Origin of the sequence: Mycolicibacter sp. MU0102, from assembly GCF_963378105.1 — a bacterium.
Lineage (GTDB): Bacteria > Actinomycetota > Actinomycetes > Mycobacteriales > Mycobacteriaceae > Mycobacterium > Mycobacterium holstebronense.
Window position 1 is genome coordinate 1,924,601 of sequence record NZ_OY726398.1, and the last position, 17,691, is coordinate 1,942,291.

At 69.9% G+C, this 17,691-nt stretch carries 16 protein-coding genes; 14 read left to right on the top strand and 2 right to left on the bottom strand.

Going from position 1 to position 17,691, the window contains the following annotated elements; genetic code table 11:
* Window positions 1-131 precede the first annotated feature (131 nt).
* From RCP37_RS08935 to RCP37_RS08990, 12 genes are all read left to right on the top strand, one after another.
* Window positions 132-1,688, top strand: a complete 1,557-nt coding sequence (locus RCP37_RS08935; protein WP_308486521.1) for a UDP-N-acetylmuramoyl-L-alanyl-D-glutamate--2,6-diaminopimelate ligase — start codon at window positions 132-134, stop codon at window positions 1,686-1,688.
* Window positions 1,685-3,190, top strand: a complete 1,506-nt coding sequence (locus RCP37_RS08940; RefSeq protein WP_308486522.1) for a UDP-N-acetylmuramoyl-tripeptide--D-alanyl-D-alanine ligase — start codon at window positions 1,685-1,687, stop codon at window positions 3,188-3,190. Before RCP37_RS08935 ends, RCP37_RS08940 begins: the two co-directional genes overlap by 4 nt.
* A complete protein-coding gene (mraY, locus tag RCP37_RS08945; RefSeq protein WP_308486523.1) occupies window positions 3,187-4,266 on the top strand; it encodes a phospho-N-acetylmuramoyl-pentapeptide-transferase in 1,080 nt (359 codons plus the stop codon). The genes RCP37_RS08940 and mraY overlap by 4 nt, the downstream gene beginning before the upstream one ends.
* A 1-nt stretch (window position 4,267) precedes the next feature.
* Entirely contained in the window at window positions 4,268-5,749 is a 1,482-nt protein-coding gene (murD, locus tag RCP37_RS08950) for a UDP-N-acetylmuramoyl-L-alanine--D-glutamate ligase (protein ID WP_308486524.1), read from the top strand.
* Window positions 5,746-7,281, top strand: coding sequence for a putative lipid II flippase FtsW (gene ftsW, locus RCP37_RS08955; protein WP_308486525.1), 1,536 nt, complete (start codon window positions 5,746-5,748; stop codon window positions 7,279-7,281). The genes murD and ftsW overlap by 4 nt, the downstream gene beginning before the upstream one ends.
* Window positions 7,282-7,285: 4 nt before the next feature.
* The gene (gene murG, locus RCP37_RS08960; RefSeq protein ID WP_308486526.1) at window positions 7,286-8,431 is read left to right on the top strand and encodes an undecaprenyldiphospho-muramoylpentapeptide beta-N-acetylglucosaminyltransferase; all 1,146 of its coding nucleotides are present in this window, start codon (window positions 7,286-7,288) and stop codon (window positions 8,429-8,431) included.
* A gap of 41 nt (window positions 8,432-8,472) precedes the next feature.
* Window positions 8,473-9,915 carry a UDP-N-acetylmuramate--L-alanine ligase gene (gene murC, locus RCP37_RS08965; protein WP_308487005.1) on the top strand — a complete coding sequence of 481 codons (1,443 nt, stop codon included), beginning with the start codon at window positions 8,473-8,475 and terminating at the stop codon, window positions 9,913-9,915.
* On the top strand, window positions 9,912-10,907 hold the full coding sequence (locus tag RCP37_RS08970) for a cell division protein FtsQ/DivIB (protein WP_373693132.1): 996 nt from the start codon (window positions 9,912-9,914) through the stop codon (window positions 10,905-10,907). The genes murC and RCP37_RS08970 overlap by 4 nt, the downstream gene beginning before the upstream one ends.
* Before the next feature lie 306 nt (window positions 10,908-11,213).
* Window positions 11,214-12,377 (top strand): cell division protein FtsZ, encoded by a 1,164-nt coding sequence (ftsZ, locus tag RCP37_RS08975; RefSeq protein ID WP_308486527.1) that lies wholly within the window; start codon window positions 11,214-11,216, stop codon window positions 12,375-12,377.
* 65 nt (window positions 12,378-12,442) lie between these two features.
* Complete coding sequence (gene pgeF, locus RCP37_RS08980) at window positions 12,443-13,150, top strand: peptidoglycan editing factor PgeF (protein WP_308486528.1); 708 nt, start codon at window positions 12,443-12,445, stop codon at window positions 13,148-13,150.
* A gap of 155 nt (window positions 13,151-13,305) precedes the next feature.
* Window positions 13,306-13,968 carry a cell division protein SepF gene (locus tag RCP37_RS08985; RefSeq protein ID WP_308486529.1) on the top strand — a complete coding sequence of 221 codons (663 nt, stop codon included), beginning with the start codon at window positions 13,306-13,308 and terminating at the stop codon, window positions 13,966-13,968.
* Window positions 13,969-14,038: 70 nt separating this feature from the next.
* Entirely contained in the window at window positions 14,039-14,329 is a 291-nt protein-coding gene (locus tag RCP37_RS08990; RefSeq protein WP_024440472.1) for a YggT family protein, read from the top strand.
* A gap of 10 nt (window positions 14,330-14,339) precedes the next feature.
* Here the strand turns inward: RCP37_RS08990 and RCP37_RS08995 are convergent, their stop codons facing one another.
* A complete protein-coding gene (locus RCP37_RS08995; protein WP_308486530.1) occupies window positions 14,340-15,137 on the bottom strand; it encodes a DUF2249 domain-containing protein in 798 nt (265 codons plus the stop codon).
* Window positions 15,138-15,656: 519 nt separating this feature from the next.
* On the opposite strand from RCP37_RS08995, the gene wag31 reads away from it, so the two are divergent.
* Both wag31 and RCP37_RS09005 read left to right on the top strand, forming a co-directional pair.
* A complete protein-coding gene (gene wag31 / locus RCP37_RS09000) occupies window positions 15,657-16,463 on the top strand; it encodes a DivIVA-like cell division protein Wag31 (protein WP_308486531.1) in 807 nt (268 codons plus the stop codon).
* Window positions 16,464-16,507: 44 nt separating this feature from the next.
* A complete protein-coding gene (locus tag RCP37_RS09005) occupies window positions 16,508-16,852 on the top strand; it encodes a hypothetical protein (protein WP_308486532.1) in 345 nt (114 codons plus the stop codon).
* Here RCP37_RS09005 and RCP37_RS09010 read toward each other — a convergent pair.
* The gene (locus RCP37_RS09010) at window positions 16,849-17,550 is read right to left on the bottom strand and encodes a phosphoribosyltransferase (RefSeq protein ID WP_308486533.1); all 702 of its coding nucleotides are present in this window, start codon (window positions 17,548-17,550) and stop codon (window positions 16,849-16,851) included. The two genes, RCP37_RS09005 and RCP37_RS09010, sit on opposite strands and share 4 nt — an antisense overlap.
* Window positions 17,551-17,691 lie beyond the last annotated feature (141 nt).

Here is a 17,691-nt window from a genome sequence, read left to right on the forward strand (position 1 = left end):
TCGCCACCGGCGAACCTCGCCGCCGTCGTGACCCGCCGTCGGCCCAAGCCGGATCGCCTGCGCTGTGGACAGCGCCCGCCTAGGTAGTCTCAGGGCCGATCCGGACGACCCGGCCGCAGCGGATGGAGGTGATGGCGGTGCCTGCTGCTCTGCGCCCCGACGTCGGTGCAGGCACGTCGCTGCGGGTGCTCGCGGCCCAGATCGGGGCGGTCGCGGTTGCCGGCGAGGCGCTTCCGGATCTGCCGATCACCGGGTTGACCCTGCGCGCCCAGGATGTCCGACCCGGTGACCTGTTCGCGGCGCTGCCCGGCGCGAACACCCACGGCGCACGCTTTGCGGCCGACGCGGTCGCCCGTGGTGCGGTCGCGGTGCTCTCCGACGGGGCCGGGGCCGCCGAGATCGCCGACGGCGCAGCGCTACCCGGCATACCTGTGCTGGTTCATCCGGAACCCCGCGCCGTGTTGGGCGAACTCGCGGCGCAGGTCTACGGGCACCCGTGCGACCGGGTCACCGTCATCGGTATCACCGGGACGTCGGGCAAGACCACCACCACCTATCTGGTCGAGGCCGGGCTGCGGGCCGCCAGCCGCACCGCCGGGCTGATCGGCACGGTCGGCGTGCGCATCGACGGCGTCGACCTGCCCAGCGCGTTGACCACCCCCGAGGCGCCCGCGCTGCAGGCGCTGCTGGCGGCGATGGCGCAGCGCGGGGTGGACACCGTGGTCATGGAGGTGTCCAGCCACGCCCTCACGTTGGGCCGGGTCGATGGCACCCGGTTCGCGGTGGGCGCCTTCACCAACCTGTCCCGCGATCATCTCGACTTCCACCCGACCATGGCCGACTACTTCGAGGCCAAGGCCCGACTGTTCGATCCGGCGTCGCCGCTGCACGCGGCCCGCTCGGTGGTCTGTATTGACGACGACGCCGGCGCGGCGATGGCGGCGCGGGCGAGCGCGCCGGTCACCGTCAGCGCGACGGGCCGCCCCGCGGACTGGGGCATCGAGAAGACCAGCGCCGGTGTGGGGCCCGGTGGTCAACAGTTCACCGCCGTCGACCCCGCCGGTGTGCACCACCCCATCGGTATCGGGTTGCCGGGCGACTACAACGTGTCCAATTGCCTTGTGGCGCTGGCCATTCTTGACGCGGTCGGAGTGTCGCCGGAGCAAGCGGCCCCCGGCCTGCGAGAGGCGCGGGTGCCGGGACGGATGGAGTCGGTCGATCGTGGTCAGGGCTTCCTGGCACTGGTCGACTACGCGCACAAGCCCGGGGCGCTGGAGGCGGTGCTGGCGACCCTGCGCCAGGAGCTGCGCGACACCAGCGGGCGCCTGGCGGTGGTGTTCGGCGCCGGCGGCGACCGCGATCACGGCAAGCGTGAACCGATGGGCCGGATCGCCGCCCAGGCCGCCGACCTGGTCGTGGTCACCGACGACAACCCGCGAGGAGAAGACCCCGCCGACATCCGGCGCGCCGTGTTGGCCGGTGCCGCCGCGGGAAGTGCCCGGGTGGTCGAGATCGGTGATCGGCGGGCCGCGATCGAGCACGCGGTGGCCTGGGCTCAGCCCGGCGACGTGGTGCTGATCGCGGGCAAGGGTCACGAGACCGGGCAGACCGCCGCCGGGCACACCCAGCCGTTCGATGACCGGGTGGAGCTGGCCCAGGCGCTGGAAGCGCGCGAGGAGCACCGATGATCGCGCTGACCGTCGCGCAGATCGCCGAGATCGTCGGCGGCCGGCTGGCCGACATCACCCCGGAGCAGGCCGAGCGCACCGTCGTCACCGGCACCGTGGAATTCGATTCCCGCCGGATCACCCCGGGCGCACTGTTTCTGGCGCTGCCCGGCGCGCGGGCCGACGGCCACGACCACGCCGCCTCGGCGGTCGATGCCGGCGCGGTGGCGGTGCTGGCGGCCCGCCCCGTCGGGGTCCCGGCAATCGTTGTCGAGCCGATCGCATCCGAGAGTCGATCCGGCGCGCTCGAGCACGACGACGAGGCCGGTTCCGGTGCCGCGGTGCTGGCCGCACTGGCCAACCTGGCCGCCGCGGTGGCCACCACCCTGGTTGCCAAGGGACTGACGATCGTCGGCGTGACCGGGTCGTCGGGCAAGACCTCCACCAAGGACCTGATCGCCGCGGTGCTGGCGCCGCTGGGGGAGGTGATCGCCCCGCCGGGGTCGTTCAACAACGAGCTGGGCCACCCGTGGACGGTGCTGCGGGCCGACGAGAACACCGACTATCTGGTCCTCGAGCTGTCTGCCCGGCATCGCGGCAATATCGCCGCGCTGGCGGCGATCGCCCCACCGCGGATCGCGGTGGTCCTCAACGTCGGGACCGCCCACCTGGGCGAGTTCGGCTCCCGCGAGGCGATCGCCGCGACCAAAGCCGAGCTGGCCCAAGCCGTTCCGGAATCCGGCGTGGTGATCCTCAATGTCGATGACTCGGCGGTGGCCGCGATGGCCGACAAGACCGTCGCGCGCGTGGTGCGGGTCAGCCGCTCCACTGGCGCCGACGTGTGGGCCGGGCCGGTGGTGCTCGACGAACTGGCCCGCCCGCGGTTCACCCTGCATTCCAATGGTGAGGCCGGCGAAGTGACTGTGTCGCTGGGAGTCTCGGGCGATCACCAGGTGGGCAACGCACTATGCGCCGCTGCTGTGGCTTTGGAATGCGGTGCCACGCCGCAACAGGTGGCCGACGCGCTGGCCGGTGCCGGACCGGCCTCGGGGCACCGGATGCAGGTCAGCACCCGCGCCGACGGTGTGACCGTGATCGACGACTCCTACAACGCCAACCCCGACTCCATGCGGGCGGCGCTGCAGGCGCTGGCCTGGATCGCCCGCGGTGAGAATCCGGGGTCCAAGCGCCACAGCTGGGCGGTGCTCGGGGAGATGGCCGAGCTCGGCGAGGACGCGATATCTGAGCATGACCGCATCGGACGGCTCGCGGTGCGCTTAGATGTGTCTCGTCTCATTGTCGTCGGAGTAGGGAGATCGATGGGCGCGATGCTGCACGGCGCAGTGATGGAGGGATCCTGGGGCGCCGAAGCCACCGCAGTTCCCGACGTCGATGCCGCCCTGGCCCTGTTGCGCGCCGAACTGCAGGCGGGGGACGTGGTACTGGTCAAGGCCTCGAACTCCGCGGGTCTGACCGCGTTGGCTGAGGCGCTGACCAGCGAAGACCCAGGAGATCGCCGATGATAATGATCCTCATCGCGGCCGGAGTCGCGCTGCTGGTCGCGATCCTGCTGACCCCGGTGCTGATCCGGGTGTTCACCAAGCAGGGATTCGGGCAGGAGATCCGCGAGGACGGCCCGGCCAGCCACCAGAGCAAACGCGGCACCCCGTCGATGGGCGGGGTGGCCATCGTGGCCGGGATCTGGGCGGGCTACCTGGCCGCGGAACTGGCCGGGCTGGTCTTCTACGGCACCGGGCCGACGGCGTCGGGCCTGCTGGTCCTGGGCCTGGCCACCGCGCTGGGCGGCGTCGGCTTCCTCGACGACCTGATTAAGATCCGGCGCTCGCGCAACCTCGGCCTGAACAAGACCGCCAAGACCGTCGGGCAGGTCACCGCGGCAACCCTGTTCGGTCTGCTGGTGCTGTGCTTCCGCAACGGCTCCGGTCTGACCCCGGGCAGCCTGCAACTGTCCTATGTGCGCGACATCGCCACCGTCACGCTGCCCGCGGCGGTCTTCGTGCTGTTCGTGATCCTGATCGTCAGCGCCTGGTCGAACGCGGTCAATTTCACCGACGGTCTCGACGGTCTGGCCGCCGGATCCATGGCGATGGTCAGCGCCGCCTACGTGCTGATCACCGTGATGCAGCACCGCAACGCCTGCGCGATCGCGCCCGGACTGGGCTGCTACAACGTGCGCGACCCGCTGGACCTGGCGCTGATCGCCGCCGCGACCGCGGGCGCGTGCATCGGGTTCCTGTGGTGGAATGCCGCGCCGGCGAAGATCTTCATGGGCGACACCGGCTCGCTGGCGCTGGGCGGCGTGATCGCCGGCATGTCGATCACCACCCGCACCGAGATCCTCGCGGTGGTGCTCGGCGGGCTGTTCGTCGCCGAGATCACCTCGGTGGTCGTCCAGATCGTGGCGTTCCGCAGCACCGGCCGCCGAGTGTTCCGGATGGCCCCGTTCCATCACCACTTCGAGTTGGCCGGCTGGGCTGAGACCACCGTGATCATCCGCTTCTGGCTGCTCACCGCCATCGCCTGCGGATTGGGCGTCTCCATGTTCTACGGCGAGTGGTTCACCGCCGTAGGCGGCTGAGATGACGCCCGAACCGGGGCTGGGCGTGCTGTCCGCCGGCGCGCGGGTGCTCGTCGCCGGGGCCGGCATCACCGGCCGTGCCATCGTGAACGCGTTGGCGCCGTTCGGGCTGGCCGTGACGCTGTGCGACGACAATGTGGCCGCGCTGGCCGCCTATTCCGAGGTCACCACCTGCAGCCCGGCGGAGGCCGCCGCGCAGATCAGCGGCTACGCGCTGGTGGTCACCAGCCCCGGATTCGGCCCGGACACACCGGTATTGGCCGCCGCCGCTGCGGCCGGAGTGCCGATCTGGGGTGACGTGGAGCTGGCCTGGCGGCTCGACGCCGCGGGCCACTACGGGCCGCCGCGGCGCTGGCTGGTGGTGACCGGCACCAACGGCAAGACCACCACCACCTCGATGCTGCACGCCATGCTGGTGGCTGCCGGCCGCAGCGCCCAGTTGTGCGGCAACATCGGCAGCCCGGTACTCGATGTCCTGGGGGAACCGGGCGAACTGCTGGCCGTCGAGCTGTCCAGCTTCCAGCTGCACTGGGCCCCGTCGCTGCGCCCCGAGGCCGGTGCGGTGCTCAACATCGCCGAGGACCACCTGGACTGGCACGGCAGCATGGCCGCCTACACCGCCGACAAGGCCCGCGCGCTGGCCGGCCGGGTGGCGGTGCTCGGGATGGACGACGCCGCTGCCGCGGCGCTGCGCGACACCGCGCCCGCCCCGGTCAAGGTGGGTTTCCGGCTCGGCGAACCGGGTCCCGGTGAGCTCGGCGTGATCGACGGCATGCTGGTGGACCGGGCCTTTGTGGCAGAAGGGGGCGACGAGGTCGCGCTGGCCCCGGCGGCGTCGATATCGGTGCCCGGCCCGGTCGGGATTCTGGACGCACTGGCGGCCGCCGCGCTGGCCCGAAGCGTCGACGTGCCCCCGCAGGCGATCGCCGAGGCGCTGGCCTCGTTCCAGGTCGGGCGGCATCGCGCCGAATTGATCGTGGTCGACGGCGGGATCAGCTACGTCGACGACTCCAAGGCCACCAATCCGCACGCGGCCGAAGCGTCGGTGTTGGCCCACCCGCGGGTGATCTGGGTGGCCGGCGGACTGCTCAAGGGCGCCTCGATCGAGCCGACGGTCGCCAGAATCGCTGCTCACCTGGCCGGGGCCGTGCTGATCGGCCGAGATCGCGGAGAGGTTGCCAAGGCGTTATCACGACACGCACCGGATGTCCCCGTCGTCCACGTTGTGACGGGCGAGGATATTGATATGGGTGATACTGCTGTGTCTCCAGTTACTCATGTGAAGCGAGTAGCTGATGGGTCCGATGAGACGCTGGGGTCACGGGTGATGACAGCGGTGGTGGCCGCCGCCCGCGACCTGGCCCGGCCCGGTGACACGGTGCTGCTGGCTCCGGCGGGCGCATCCTTCGACCAGTTCGCCGGCTACGGCGCCCGGGGCGACGCGTTCGCCGCCGCCGCACGGTCCGCGGCGGGATCGGTGTGATCGGCATCCTGGCCCGGCTGCGGCGGGATGCCGGGGCCCCAGCTGCCGCCACTTCCGATGACACCGCGGACAAGGCCGCCAAGACCGAGCCGCGCACCCGGTTCGGCGCCTGGCTGGGCCGGCCGATGACGTCGTTCCATCTGATCGTGGCGGTGGCCGCGCTGTTGACCACGCTCGGTCTGATCATGGTGCTGTCGGCCTCCGGGGTGGAGTCCTACGGCACCGACGGATCCGCGTGGCGGATCTTCGGCAAGCAGGTGCTGTGGACCGTCATCGGGCTGGTCGGCTGCTACGTGGCGTTGCGCATGCCGGTCCGGTTCATGCGCCGAATGGCTTTTGCCGGTTTCGCTTTCACCATCGTGCTGCTGGTGCTGGTGCTGATCCCGGGCATCGGCACCCTCTCCAACGGTTCCCGCGGCTGGTTCGTCATCGCCGGTTTCTCCATGCAGCCCTCCGAGCTGGCCAAGATCGCCTTCGTCATCTGGGGCGCACACCTGTTGGCGAGCCGGCGCATGGAGCGGGCGACGCTGGGCGAGATGCTCGTCCCGCTGGTGCCGGCCGCTGTGGTTGCGCTGGTGCTGATCGTCGCCCAGCCTGACCTCGGGCAGACGGTTTCGCTGGGCATCATCCTGCTGTCGCTGTTGTGGTACGCCGGTCTGCCGTTGCGGGTGTTCCTCACCTCGCTGGCGGCCATCGTTGCCGCCGCCGCGATCATGGCGGTGACCGAGGGCTATCGCTCCGACCGAGTGCGGTCCTGGCTGGACCCCGACGCCGACCTGCAGGGCGCCGGTTACCAGGCGCGACAGGCGAAGTTCGCACTGGCCAACGGTGGCATCTTCGGCGACGGCCTGGGGCAGGGCACCGCGAAATGGAACTACCTGCCCAACGCGCACAACGACTTCATCTTCGCCATCATCGGCGAGGAGCTCGGCTTCATCGGCGGGTTCGGGCTGCTGGCGCTGTTCGGGCTGTTCGCCTACACCGGCATGCGGATCGCCAAGCGCTCCGCGGACCCGTTCCTGCGGCTGCTGACCGCCGCCACCACGATGTGGGTGATCGGTCAGTCGTTCATCAATGTCGGCTACGTGATCGGGCTGTTGCCCGTAACCGGAATCCAGCTGCCCCTCATTTCTGCGGGTGGAACCTCCACGGCGACAACGCTGTTCATGGTCGGCATCATGGCCAACGCGGCCCGGCACGAACCGGAGGCGGTGGCGGCGCTGCGCGCCGGCCAGGACGACCGGATGAACCGGATCCTGCGGCTGCCGCTGCCCGAGCCGTACTCGCCGACCCGTCTGGAGGCCCTGCGCGACCGCCTGCGGTCGCGTCCGCAGCCGGCCGCACGGCCACGAACTGCCCAGGCGGCCCGACAGGCTCCGGCCCGCTCGAGTCGGCAGCGCGCCGCAGCGCAGGCTCCGGCCCGGGCAGCTGGTCGAGGCGCCGGGCGCGCAGGGCAAAATGGAGGCGGCCGGCGTCACGCCGGGGCGCGTCCGACTGGCGGACGCGTACGCGCATTGGAAGGTCAGCGATAGGGGAGTGAACGACTCGGTCATCTCATCGGACCGCGGTGCGTCGTTATCGGTAGTCCTCGCAGGCGGGGGCACTGCCGGCCATGTCGAACCTGCGATGGCGGTCGCCGACGCGCTCCGTGCCCTGGACCCCGACGTCCGGATCACCGCGTTGGGCACCGCCCGTGGTCTGGAGACCCGGTTGGTCCCGGCCCGCGGTTACGACCTGGAGCTGATCACCCCGGTGCCATTGCCCCGCAAGATCAATGCCGACCTGGCCCGGCTGCCGCTGCGGGTGCTGCGTGCGGTTCGGGAGACCCGGGCGGTGCTGCGCGACGTGCAGGCCGACGTGGTGATCGGCTTCGGCGGTTACGTGGCGCTGCCGGCATATCTGGCCGCGCGCGGTCTCGGCGCCACACGGGTTCCGGTGGTGATCCACGAGGCCAATGCCCGCGCCGGTCTGGCCAATCGGGTCGGCGCCCGGGGCGCGCAGCGGGTGCTGTCGGCAGTTCCTGATTGCGGTCTGGCCAACCCCGAGGTGGTCGGGGTGCCGGTGCGGGCGGTCATCACCAACTTGGACCGGGCTGCGCTGCGTGCGGCCGCCCGCGCCGAGTTCGGGTTCGCCGACGACGCTCGGGTGTTGCTGGTCTTCGGGGGCTCGCAGGGCGCCCGCTCGATCAACCAGGCGGTGGCCGGTGCGGCCAAACATCTTGCCGCCGCCGGCGTTTCGGTGTTGCACGCGCACGGGCCGAAGAACACCCTGGAGCTGCCGCCGGCCGGCGCCGGTGATCCGCCCTACGTCGCGGTGCCCTATCTGGACCGGATGGACCTGGCGTATGCGGCCGCGGACCTGGCGATCTGCCGTTCCGGGGCGATGACGGTCGCCGAAGTGTCGGCGGTCGGTTTGCCTGCGGTGTACGTGCCGCTGCCGATCGGCAACGGCGAACAGCGCCTCAACGCGCTTCCGGTGGTCAACGCCGGGGGCGGAATCCTGGTCGACGACGCCGAGCTGACCCCGGATTTCGTGGCCGACACCGTCGCCGGGTTGCTCACCGACACCGCGCGCCTGGCCGCGATGACCAGCGCCGCGGTCCTGGCCGGGCACCCGGAGGCGGCGCGACGGGTGGCTTCCGTCGCACTGGAAGTCGCGAGCGCAGCGAGGAACGGCCGGTGAGCGCCCAGCAACAACTGCCGCCGGAGCTGAGCCGGGTACACATGGTCGGCATCGGGGGAGCGGGCATGTCCGGCATCGCCCGCATCCTGCTGGACCGCGGGGGGCTGGTCTCGGGTTCGGATGCCAAGGAATCCCGCGGGATTCACGCGCTGCGGGCCCGGGGCGCGCAGGTGCGCATCGGTCACGACGCGTCGGCCCTGGATCTGCTGCCGGGTGGGGTCACCACGGTGGTCACCACCCACGCCGCGATTCCCAAGACCAACCCCGAGCTCGTCGAGGCCCGTCGTCGCGGCATCCCGGTGGTGTTGCGACCGGCGGTGCTGGCGAAGCTGATGGCCGGGCGCACCACGTTGATGGTCACCGGCACCCACGGCAAGACCACCACCACATCGATGCTGGTGGTCGCGTTGCAGCACTGTGGGCTCGATCCGTCGTTCGCGGTCGGCGGCGAATTGGGTTCTGCCGGTGCAGAAGCCGGCACCAACGCCCATCACGGCAGCGGGCCGCTGTTTGTCGCCGAGGCCGACGAGAGCGACGGCTCGCTGTTGGAGTACACCCCCAACGTCGCGGTGGTGACCAACATCGAGGCCGATCACCTCGACTTCTTCGGCAGTGCCGAGGCCTACACCCAGGTGTTCGACGCGTTCGTCGAGCGCATCGCGCCGGGTGGGGCAGTGGTGGTGTGCGTCGATGACCCCGGCGGCGCCGAGCTGGCCGAGCGCACTGCGGCACAGGGCATCCGGGTGCTGCGTTACGGCACCGAACGCCCCGGGACGGCGGCGCTCGACGGCGAGCTGGTCAGTTGGGAGCAGCAGGGCACCGGCGCGGTCGCCGAGATCCTGTTGGCCGGAACGGGCGAGCGCAGGGCGATGCGACTGTCGGTGCCCGGACGGCACATGGCACTTAACGCGCTGGGCGCGCTGCTGGCGGCGATCGAAGTCGGTGCGCCGCTGGATGCGGTGCTCGACGGCCTGGCCGGGTTCGACGGGGTGCGCCGCCGATTCGAGCTGGTCGGGTCGGCGGGCGTCACGGGATCGGTGCGGGTCTTCGATGACTACGCACACCATCCCACCGAGATCGCCGCGACCTTGACCGCGGTTCGGGCCCTGCTGGACGAGCGCGGAACCGGGCGCAGCCTGGTGGTGTTTCAGCCGCATCTGTATTCGCGGACAAAGGAATTCGCCACCGAGTTCGGACGATCGCTCAACGGGGCCGACGAGGTGTTCGTCCTGGACGTCTACGGTGCGCGTGAGCAGCCGTTGCCCGGGGTGAGCGGCGCCAGCGTTGCCGAACATGTCAGTGTGCCGGTGCATTACCTGCCGGACTTCTCGGCGGTGCCCGAGGCGGTGGCGGCGGCCGCCGGTCCGGGTGACGTGATCATCACCATGGGAGCCGGCGACGTCACCGTGCTGGGCCCGGAGATCGTCGACGCGTTGCGGGCGCGCACTGATCGGATCCTTCCCGGCAGCCCGGGCGCGCTGTGACCGTGCCGCCCGAAACCCCGGCCGTTCCACCGGAGGATCCGGACGACGCCGCGGACGTCCCCGAAAGCGAAGCCGCCGAAGCCACCGAGCCGGAGCCGGATGTTGTCCCGCAGGGCGAGGTCGGCGCAGCCGCCGCGGATGACCCAGAGGCCGAAGCCGCCGACGAGCCCGCCGAGGTGGAGGGACCGCGGCGCCGGGCCCGCCGTGAACGCGCGGAGCGGCGCGCCGCGCAGGCGCGTGCCGAGGCGATCGAGCAGGCTCGTCGAGAGGCCAAGCGGCGACTGCGCACCGGTTCTGCCGAGCCGGCCAAAGGCGTTCCGCGCGGCACCATTCGGGGCCTGAAGATGGCGTTGGCCGTGTTCCTGACGGCGGTGCTCGTGGTCGGGCTCGGGCTCATCTTGTACTTCACCCCGCTGATGTCGGTGCGCGATATCGAGGTCACCGGGATCGCGACGGTGACCCGCGAGGAAGTTCTGGACGTGGCGCGGGTGCAGCCGGGCACGCCGCTGCTGCAGATCGACACCGGCAGTGTGGCCGACCGGGTCGCGACGATCAGGCGGGTGGCCAGCACCCGGGTGCAGCGGCAATACCCCTCGGTGCTCGGGATCGCGGTGGTCGAGCGGGTCCCGGTGGTCTACAAGGATTTTCCGGACGGCCCACACCTGTTCGACCGGGACGGCGTCGACTTCGCGACCGGCGCGCCGCCGAGAATGCTGCCGTTCTTCGATGTGGACAATCCCGGCCCGGCGGATCCGTCCACCCTGGCCGCCCTGCAGGTGATGACCTCGCTGGCGCCCGACGTGGCCGGCCAGATCAGCCGGGTGGCCGCCCCGTCGGTGGCGTCGATCACCCTGACGCTGGCCGATGGCCGGGTGGTGGTCTGGGGCAACACCGACCGCACCGCGGAGAAGGCCCAGAAGTTGGCGGCGTTGTTGACCCAGCCCGGCCACACCTATGACGTGTCGAGTCCGGACCTGCCCACGGTCCGGTAGGGGGTTGCGCTGCGCCGAGGCGGAAATCGGCGTCGCGACACGCCGCGTCCGTGTCGTGAGATTCCGGTTCGGGGGAGATTCGTGGGCGGGAACACCCCGTCGGCCAGGAAAATTCGTGGCGTGTCTCGGCGCGTCGGCGCCGATGACGGCGCGGGCGGCCCTACTGTGGCGGATGCGCGGAACAACTTGACATAACTCTAAGTCTTTGGTTGAGGTTGAGGGTTTTGTTGAAGACAGAATCGGGGAGTTCCGCGCCAAGCCCGGCCCGAGAGAGGACTCCAATCCCACCAGGGAGGAAGACGAACGATGACCCCACCGCACAACTATCTGGCCGTCATCAAAGTCGTGGGTATCGGTGGTGGCGGCGTCAACGCCGTTAACCGGATGATCGAGCAGGGCCTCAAGGGCGTTGAGTTCATCGCGATCAACACCGACGCACAGGCATTGCTGATGAGCGACGCCGACGTCAAGCTCGACGTCGGCCGTGACTCCACCCGCGGCCTCGGTGCCGGCGCCGACCCCGAAGTGGGTCGTCGAGCCGCCGAAGACGCCAAGGACGAGATCGAGGAGCTGCTGCGCGGCGCCGACATGGTGTTCGTCACCGCCGGGGAGGGCGGCGGCACCGGTACCGGCGGTGCCCCGGTGGTCGCGACCATCGCGCGCAAGCTCGGCGCACTGACCGTCGGCGTGGTCACCCGGCCGTTCTCCTTCGAGGGCAAGCGGCGTAGCAACCAGGCCGAGAACGGCATCGGTGCGCTGCGCGAGAGCTGCGACACCCTGATCGTGATCCCCAATGACCGACTGCTGCAGATGGGCGACGCCCAGGTCTCGCTGATGGACGCGTTCCGCAGCGCCGACGAGGTGCTGCTCAACGGTGTCCAGGGCATCACCGACCTGATCACCACCCCCGGCCTGATCAACGTCGACTTCGCCGACGTCAAAGGCATCATGAGCGGCGCCGGCACCGCGCTGATGGGCATCGGATCGGCCCGCGGCGACGGGCGGGCACTCAAGGCCGCCGAGATCGCGATCAACTCGCCGCTGCTGGAAGCCTCGATGGAAGGCGCCCAGGGCGTGCTGATGTCGGTCGCCGGTGGCAGCGACCTGGGGCTGTTCGAGATCAACGAGGCGGCATCGCTGGTTCAGGACGCCGCACACCCCGAGGCCAACATCATCTTCGGCACCGTGATCGACGACTCCCTCGGCGACGAGGTGCGGGTGACGGTGATCGCGGCCGGCTTCGACTCGGCAGGCTCCGGCCGTAAGCCGGTGACCGGTACGGCCGGTGCGGCCCGGCACGCGATGGCGCCCGGACAGGCCGGCAAGGTCACCTCGTCGCTGTTTGACCCGGTGGATGCGGTCAGTGTGCCGCCTCCCACCAACGGTGCGACGGTCAGCGTCGGTGGGCGAAACGGTGACGACGGCTGCGACGACGACGACGTCGACGTGCCACCGTTCATGCGGCACTGAACTGATGGCGCTGGCCCGCTTCGCCCGGCTTCGCCGCGCTCGCGACCACCACTAGCCTTCATCTCATGACTTTTCGCATCCGGCGGGTGACGACCACCCGCTCCGGTGGCGTGTCGAAGGCTCCGTTCGACAGCTTCAATCTCGGCGATCACGTCGGTGACGACCCGGTCGCGGTGGCGGCCAACCGCGCGCGGCTGGCCAAGGCCACCGGCCTTGGTCCCGACCGGCTGGTGTGGATGAACCAGGTCCACGGCGATCATGTGGTGGTCGTCGACGGTCCGCGCGACACCCCGATCGACGCCACCGATGCACTGGTCACCACCGTGCCCCGGCTGGCGATGGTGGTGGTGACCGCCGACTGCGTCCCGGTGCTGATGGCCGACGCGCGAGCCGGAGTGGTCGCCGCAGTCCATGCCGGCCGGGTCGGCGCGCAGCACGGTGTGGTCGCTCGCGCGCTGGAGTCCATGGTGGCGGCAGGGGCACGAGCCGGCGACGTTTCGGTTTTGCTGGGCCCAGCGGTCAGTGGGCTGCACTACGAGGTGCCCGCCGCGATGGCCGATGAGGTCGAGGCGTCGCTGCCGGGCAGTCGCACCGTCACGTCGGCGGGCACTGTCGGGCTGGACCTGCGGGCCGGAATCGCGCGTCAACTAAGGGGATTGGGCGTGGAATCCATCGACGCCGACCCGCGGTGTACGGCGGCGGACCAGAAGCTGTTCAGTCACCGTCGCGACGGACTCACCGGCCGGCTGGCGTCCCTGGTGTGGCTGGAATGAGTGCTCGGTAGAGGTCGCTGGAGGGGGTGGGTGAAACCGGTGGGAGCTGTCCGCGTGTCGGTGCCGCGCCAACGCGCTCGCTGCCGTTACCGTCACCGTTATTAGTCACTTCAGTCACACCTTCATCACAGTCATCAGCCTAGAAGGGTCCAAGGATGAGCACACTCCACAAGGTCAAGGCCTACTTCGGGATGGCTCCTATGGAGGACTACGACGACGACTACTACGACGACGGCGATGACCGCGCCGGGTCGCGTGACTACGCGCCTCGGGCGGAGCGATTCGGCGAGGACGTTTTCGACCGCGTAGGCGGCCGCTCGGAGAGCCGCTACGACGAGCGCTTCGAGGACCGCGACTACGACGATGCGCCCGCCGGCTACCGAGGCGGCGGCTACGAGGACGACCCTCGCTACCGGGCGCGTGAGTTCGACCGCCCGCGTGACTTCGAGCGCCGGTTCTCCTCGCTGCGCGGCTCGACCCGCGGCGCCCTGGCGATGGAGCCGCGGCGGATGGCGCAGATGTTCGACGAGAGCAGCCCGCTGTCGAAGATCACCACGCTGCGGCCCAAGGACTACAGCGAAGCCCGCACCATCGGCGAGCGGTTCCGGGACGGCACCCCGGTCATCATGGACCTGGTGTCGATGGACAACGCCGATGCCAAGCGCCTGGTCGACTTCGCGGCAGGTCTTGCCTTCGCCCTGCGCGGTTCCTTCGACAAGGTCGCGACCAAGGTCTTTCTGCTGTCGCCGGCCGACGTCGACGTCTCCCCGGAGGAGCGTCGCCGCATCGCCGAAACCGGCTTCTACGCCTATCGGTAGGCTGGAACGGCAGTCGAGCCGGTCAGCACTGCTGATGCGGGCACACCCTCGTCAGTAAGGTCGCATTCCGTTGGCGCTGTTCTTCACGATTCTTGGTATCGCGCTATTTGTCTTCTGGCTATTGCTGATCGCCCGGATCGTCATCGAGTTCATCCGCTCGTTCAGCCGTGACTGGCACCCGACGGGTGCCACCGTGGTGATCCTGGAACTGATCATGAGCATCACCGATCCGCCGGTGAAGCTGCTGCGGCGACTCATCCCGCAGTTGACCATCGGGGCGGTACGCATCGATCTGTCGATCATGGTGCTGCTGCTGATCGCGTTCGTCGGCATGGAACTGGCCCTGCAGCACGCCGCTTAGCGGCGGGGCTTCAGACCCGGGTTAGCCGCAACCGCCACGCCTCCGGTCCACGCTCCTCGTAGCCGACCGCCAGCCGGCCACCGCTGCGCTCAGTGAGTTGGCGCAGCAGCGGAATCGGGTCGTGCGGGGCCACCAGCAGCAGCGATCCGCCCACCGGAACCGCGTCGAAGGCGCCGAACACCGTTGCGTGCCTGATGGCGTGCGGAACCTCTCGCACGTCGAGTTCGGGTATCTCGTCGTCCTCCTCGCCGCAGCCGCACCCGGTGTGGCCGTCGTGCCCGTGGGTTGCGGGGCGGGGCTGGGCCGTGGGAGCCGGCCCGGAGGCGACGTCATCCAGGCCGGGCAGTTGGGCGGCCAGGGCGGCCAGCGAGACGCCGCTGGTCTGGGCGAGCGCGGGCAGCAACAGGTCGGCGATCTTGCCCAACACTGCCTCCAGCAGTACGCGCAGGACCTCGGTGTGCGCGACCACCTGGACTCGGTCGGTGCCGCGGGCGATGCGCGCCGCCACCTGCTCGATCAGCTGGATGTCACCAAGCAGGCCTTCGGTCAGCAGTCGTGAGCGCTCGACACCGGCCAAGGCCGGGAATATCAGCCCCACCGCGGCTTGTAACTGCGGTCGTACCACCTGGTCGATGGACGCCTGTACGGCCCGGTGAGCCTCGTCGAAGGCCGGCCCGGCGACCGCAGCGAACAACGCTGCACCCAGGGCGGCCTGACGGCCGAGGAGTTCGGCGTAGCGAGATCGGATGTCATCGACGGCTGCCGAGTCCGCTGCGCTGGTCGCCATGACCACGTCATTGGTTGTCATTCCCGAGTGTCCCTCCGGTCGGTCCCGCACGGTGCGACCTCGTCATGAATATTTACGGGTCGCGATTGTGAATAATACGGCGCAGGTGGCCGCGGCGGTACCCCTGCCGGCGCGGTGGGGCCCGTGGGAGCGGCGGGCGACACGTTTGGGCTCGTAGCGAAATAGATCACATTTCGCTGGTGGGACGCCTAAGCACTTTGCTGCCCTCGGCTGGAAGGGCCGAACTGCACCTGGCTGTCGGCGGTGACATAAGGCCCAGTTCCCGGCGGTTCTGGTCTCGTCGGGGTACGTGCCGGGACCGCTCACCGGCCGGCATCGCCGATCGCCCTCAGAGCTTCCGTTTGCCAAAGCGTGATTTCTGTGGCAGCAATTTGAAATTCACTCTTAATATCGTTCACATTGCCGAGCGCAGCGGCGGATGTGACAGGATGGACGGCAGTTACACACGGCGAGCGATTTCCCGGTCGACCTACCGTGCCCGATCGGCGCTACCTACTACCTGACTCGAGGGGGCAGACGATGCCACTAACACCGGCCGACGTACATAACGTCGCGTTCAGCAAACCGCCGATTGGGAAGCGCGGCTACAACGAGGACGAGGTCGACGCCTTCCTTGACTTGGTGGAGACCGAGCTGACACGCCTCATCGAGGAGAACGCCGACCTGCGTCAGCGGGTAAGCGAGCTCGACCAGGACTTGGCCGCGGCCCGCGCCGGTGGCGGCGCCCAGTCGATTCCCTCGATCCCGGTCTACGAGCCCACCCCGGAGCCGGTGGCACCGCCGCAGCCCGTGGTCGCCGCACCAGCAGCCCCGGAACCGCCTTCCGAGGAGCAGCACCTCAAGGCGGCACGCGTGCTGAGCCTGGCCCAGGACACCGCCGACCGGTTGACCGGCACCGCCCGGGCCGAGTCGGAGAAGCTGATGGCCGACGCCCGCGCCAACGCCGACCAGATCCTCACTGAGGCACGCCAGACCGCGGAGACGACGGTCACCGAAGCTCGCCAGCGCGCCGACGCCATGCTGGCCGACGCGCAGACTCGTTCGGAGACCCAGCTGCGCCAGGCCCAGGAGAAGGCCGACGCGTTGCAGGCTGACGCCGAGCGCAAGCACTCCGAGATCATGGGCACGATCAACCAGCAGCGCACCGTGCTGGAAGGTCGCCTCGAACAACTGCGCACCTTCGAGCGCGAGTACCGCACCCGGCTCAAGACCTACCTGGAATCGCAGCTCGAGGAGCTTGGCCAGCGCGGTTCGGCTGCACCGGTCGACAGCAGCGCCACTGGCGACGGCGGCGGGTTCAACCATTTCAACCGCGGCACCAACTGACCGTCGGAGTCGAGTAGTTCGCCCGTCGGACTGGAGGTGAATCGATGCTGGTGATCGCGTTGGTATTGGCGGTAATCGGCCTGGCCGCATTGGTGTTCGCCGTCGTCACCAGCAATGCGCTGGTGGCGTGGGTCTGCATCGGCGCGAGCGTGCTCGGCGTACTGCTGCTGATCGTGGACGCCTTGCGGGAGCGGCGCGCGAATACCCCAGCGGTCGAGGCCCCTGTGGATGCCGGGGACGCCGTCGAGGAGGACGAGTTTCTCGCCGACGATGACGACGCGGTTGACGTCGAGAGCTCAGAGGCCGCCGAGGTGGCGGACTTCGACGCTGAGGCCACCGAGGCGGCCGAAGAGACCGCCGACGATATCGCCGCGCACCCGGCCGATTAGCCCGCTGCTCGCCTCGTAGTCGGTGCGGCCAGCAGGTCGCGGACTTCATCGTCATCGGTCTGGTCAAAGTCGCGATAGACCTGTCCGACGGCATCGAATGCGTCCGGGGTCGTGACGCATACGACGTCGTCGGCTTCCTGGGCGATCTTGCGCGACGCCGAGCGTGGCGCCACCGGTACGGCGACGATGATCGACGCCGGTTCGGCCGCCTGGACCGCTCGCACCGCAGCCAGGACGCTCGCTCCGGTCGCGATGCCGTCGTCGACCAAGATCACCACCCGGCCGCGCAGATCGGCCGCCGGCCGGTCGCCACGGTAGGCACGTTCGCGGCGGCGCAATTCGGTGGTCTCGCGCTCGATCACCGACTGCACCACGTCGTCGTCGATACCCAGGCTGCGGACCACCTCGTCGTTCATCACCACCTGGCCGCCGGCCAGCGCACCCATCGCCAATTCGGGCTGCTGCGGCACACCGAGCTTGCGGACCAGAAACACGTCCAGCGGCGCCCCCAGCGCGGCGGCGACCTCCCAGGCGACCGGCACTCCGCCGCGGGCCAATCCCAGCACCACCGCGCCCTGGGCGCCCGCTACGCCGGGCAGGTAATCCGTCAAAAGCTCGGCCAGGGCCCGGCCGGCGTCGCGGCGGTCGCGGAAGGTGCGTGGCGCCGGCTGGCGAAGGTACGCGCCTGGACGAGTCATCTCCCCATCGAGCCTACGACGGTAGGCGACACGATGCCGGGGTCGAGGTTTCTTGCCGCGGCTGAGCCTGACGTGCTCGCCGCCTTCAACGAACGAGTCCTGCGCCACTTGGCAGGAGGCGACACCTCCTCCGACGACCAG

Excerpts from the sequence above, each read along its gene's own strand:
- RCP37_RS08935 (WP_308486521.1), top strand. The coding sequence starts at position 132 with ATGGCGGTGCCTGCTGCTCTGCGCCCCGACGTCGGTGCAGGCACGTCG.
- RCP37_RS08940 (WP_308486522.1), top strand. The coding sequence starts at position 1,685 with ATGATCGCGCTGACCGTCGCGCAGATCGCCGAGATCGTCGGCGGCCGG.
- mraY (WP_308486523.1), top strand. The coding sequence starts at position 3,187 with ATGATAATGATCCTCATCGCGGCCGGAGTCGCGCTGCTGGTCGCGATC.
- murD (WP_308486524.1), top strand. The coding sequence starts at position 4,268 with ATGACGCCCGAACCGGGGCTGGGCGTGCTGTCCGCCGGCGCGCGGGTG.
- murC (WP_308487005.1), top strand. The coding sequence starts at position 8,473 with ATGGTCGGCATCGGGGGAGCGGGCATGTCCGGCATCGCCCGCATCCTG.
- ftsZ (WP_308486527.1), top strand. The coding sequence starts at position 11,214 with ATGACCCCACCGCACAACTATCTGGCCGTCATCAAAGTCGTGGGTATC.
- pgeF (WP_308486528.1), top strand. The coding sequence starts at position 12,443 with ATGACTTTTCGCATCCGGCGGGTGACGACCACCCGCTCCGGTGGCGTG.
- RCP37_RS08985 (WP_308486529.1), top strand. The coding sequence starts at position 13,306 with ATGAGCACACTCCACAAGGTCAAGGCCTACTTCGGGATGGCTCCTATG.
- RCP37_RS08995 (WP_308486530.1), bottom strand. The coding sequence starts at position 15,137 with ATGACAACCAATGACGTGGTCATGGCGACCAGCGCAGCGGACTCGGCA.
- wag31 (WP_308486531.1), top strand. The coding sequence starts at position 15,657 with ATGCCACTAACACCGGCCGACGTACATAACGTCGCGTTCAGCAAACCG.
- RCP37_RS09005 (WP_308486532.1), top strand. The coding sequence starts at position 16,508 with ATGCTGGTGATCGCGTTGGTATTGGCGGTAATCGGCCTGGCCGCATTG.
- RCP37_RS09010 (WP_308486533.1), bottom strand. The coding sequence starts at position 17,550 with ATGACTCGTCCAGGCGCGTACCTTCGCCAGCCGGCGCCACGCACCTTC.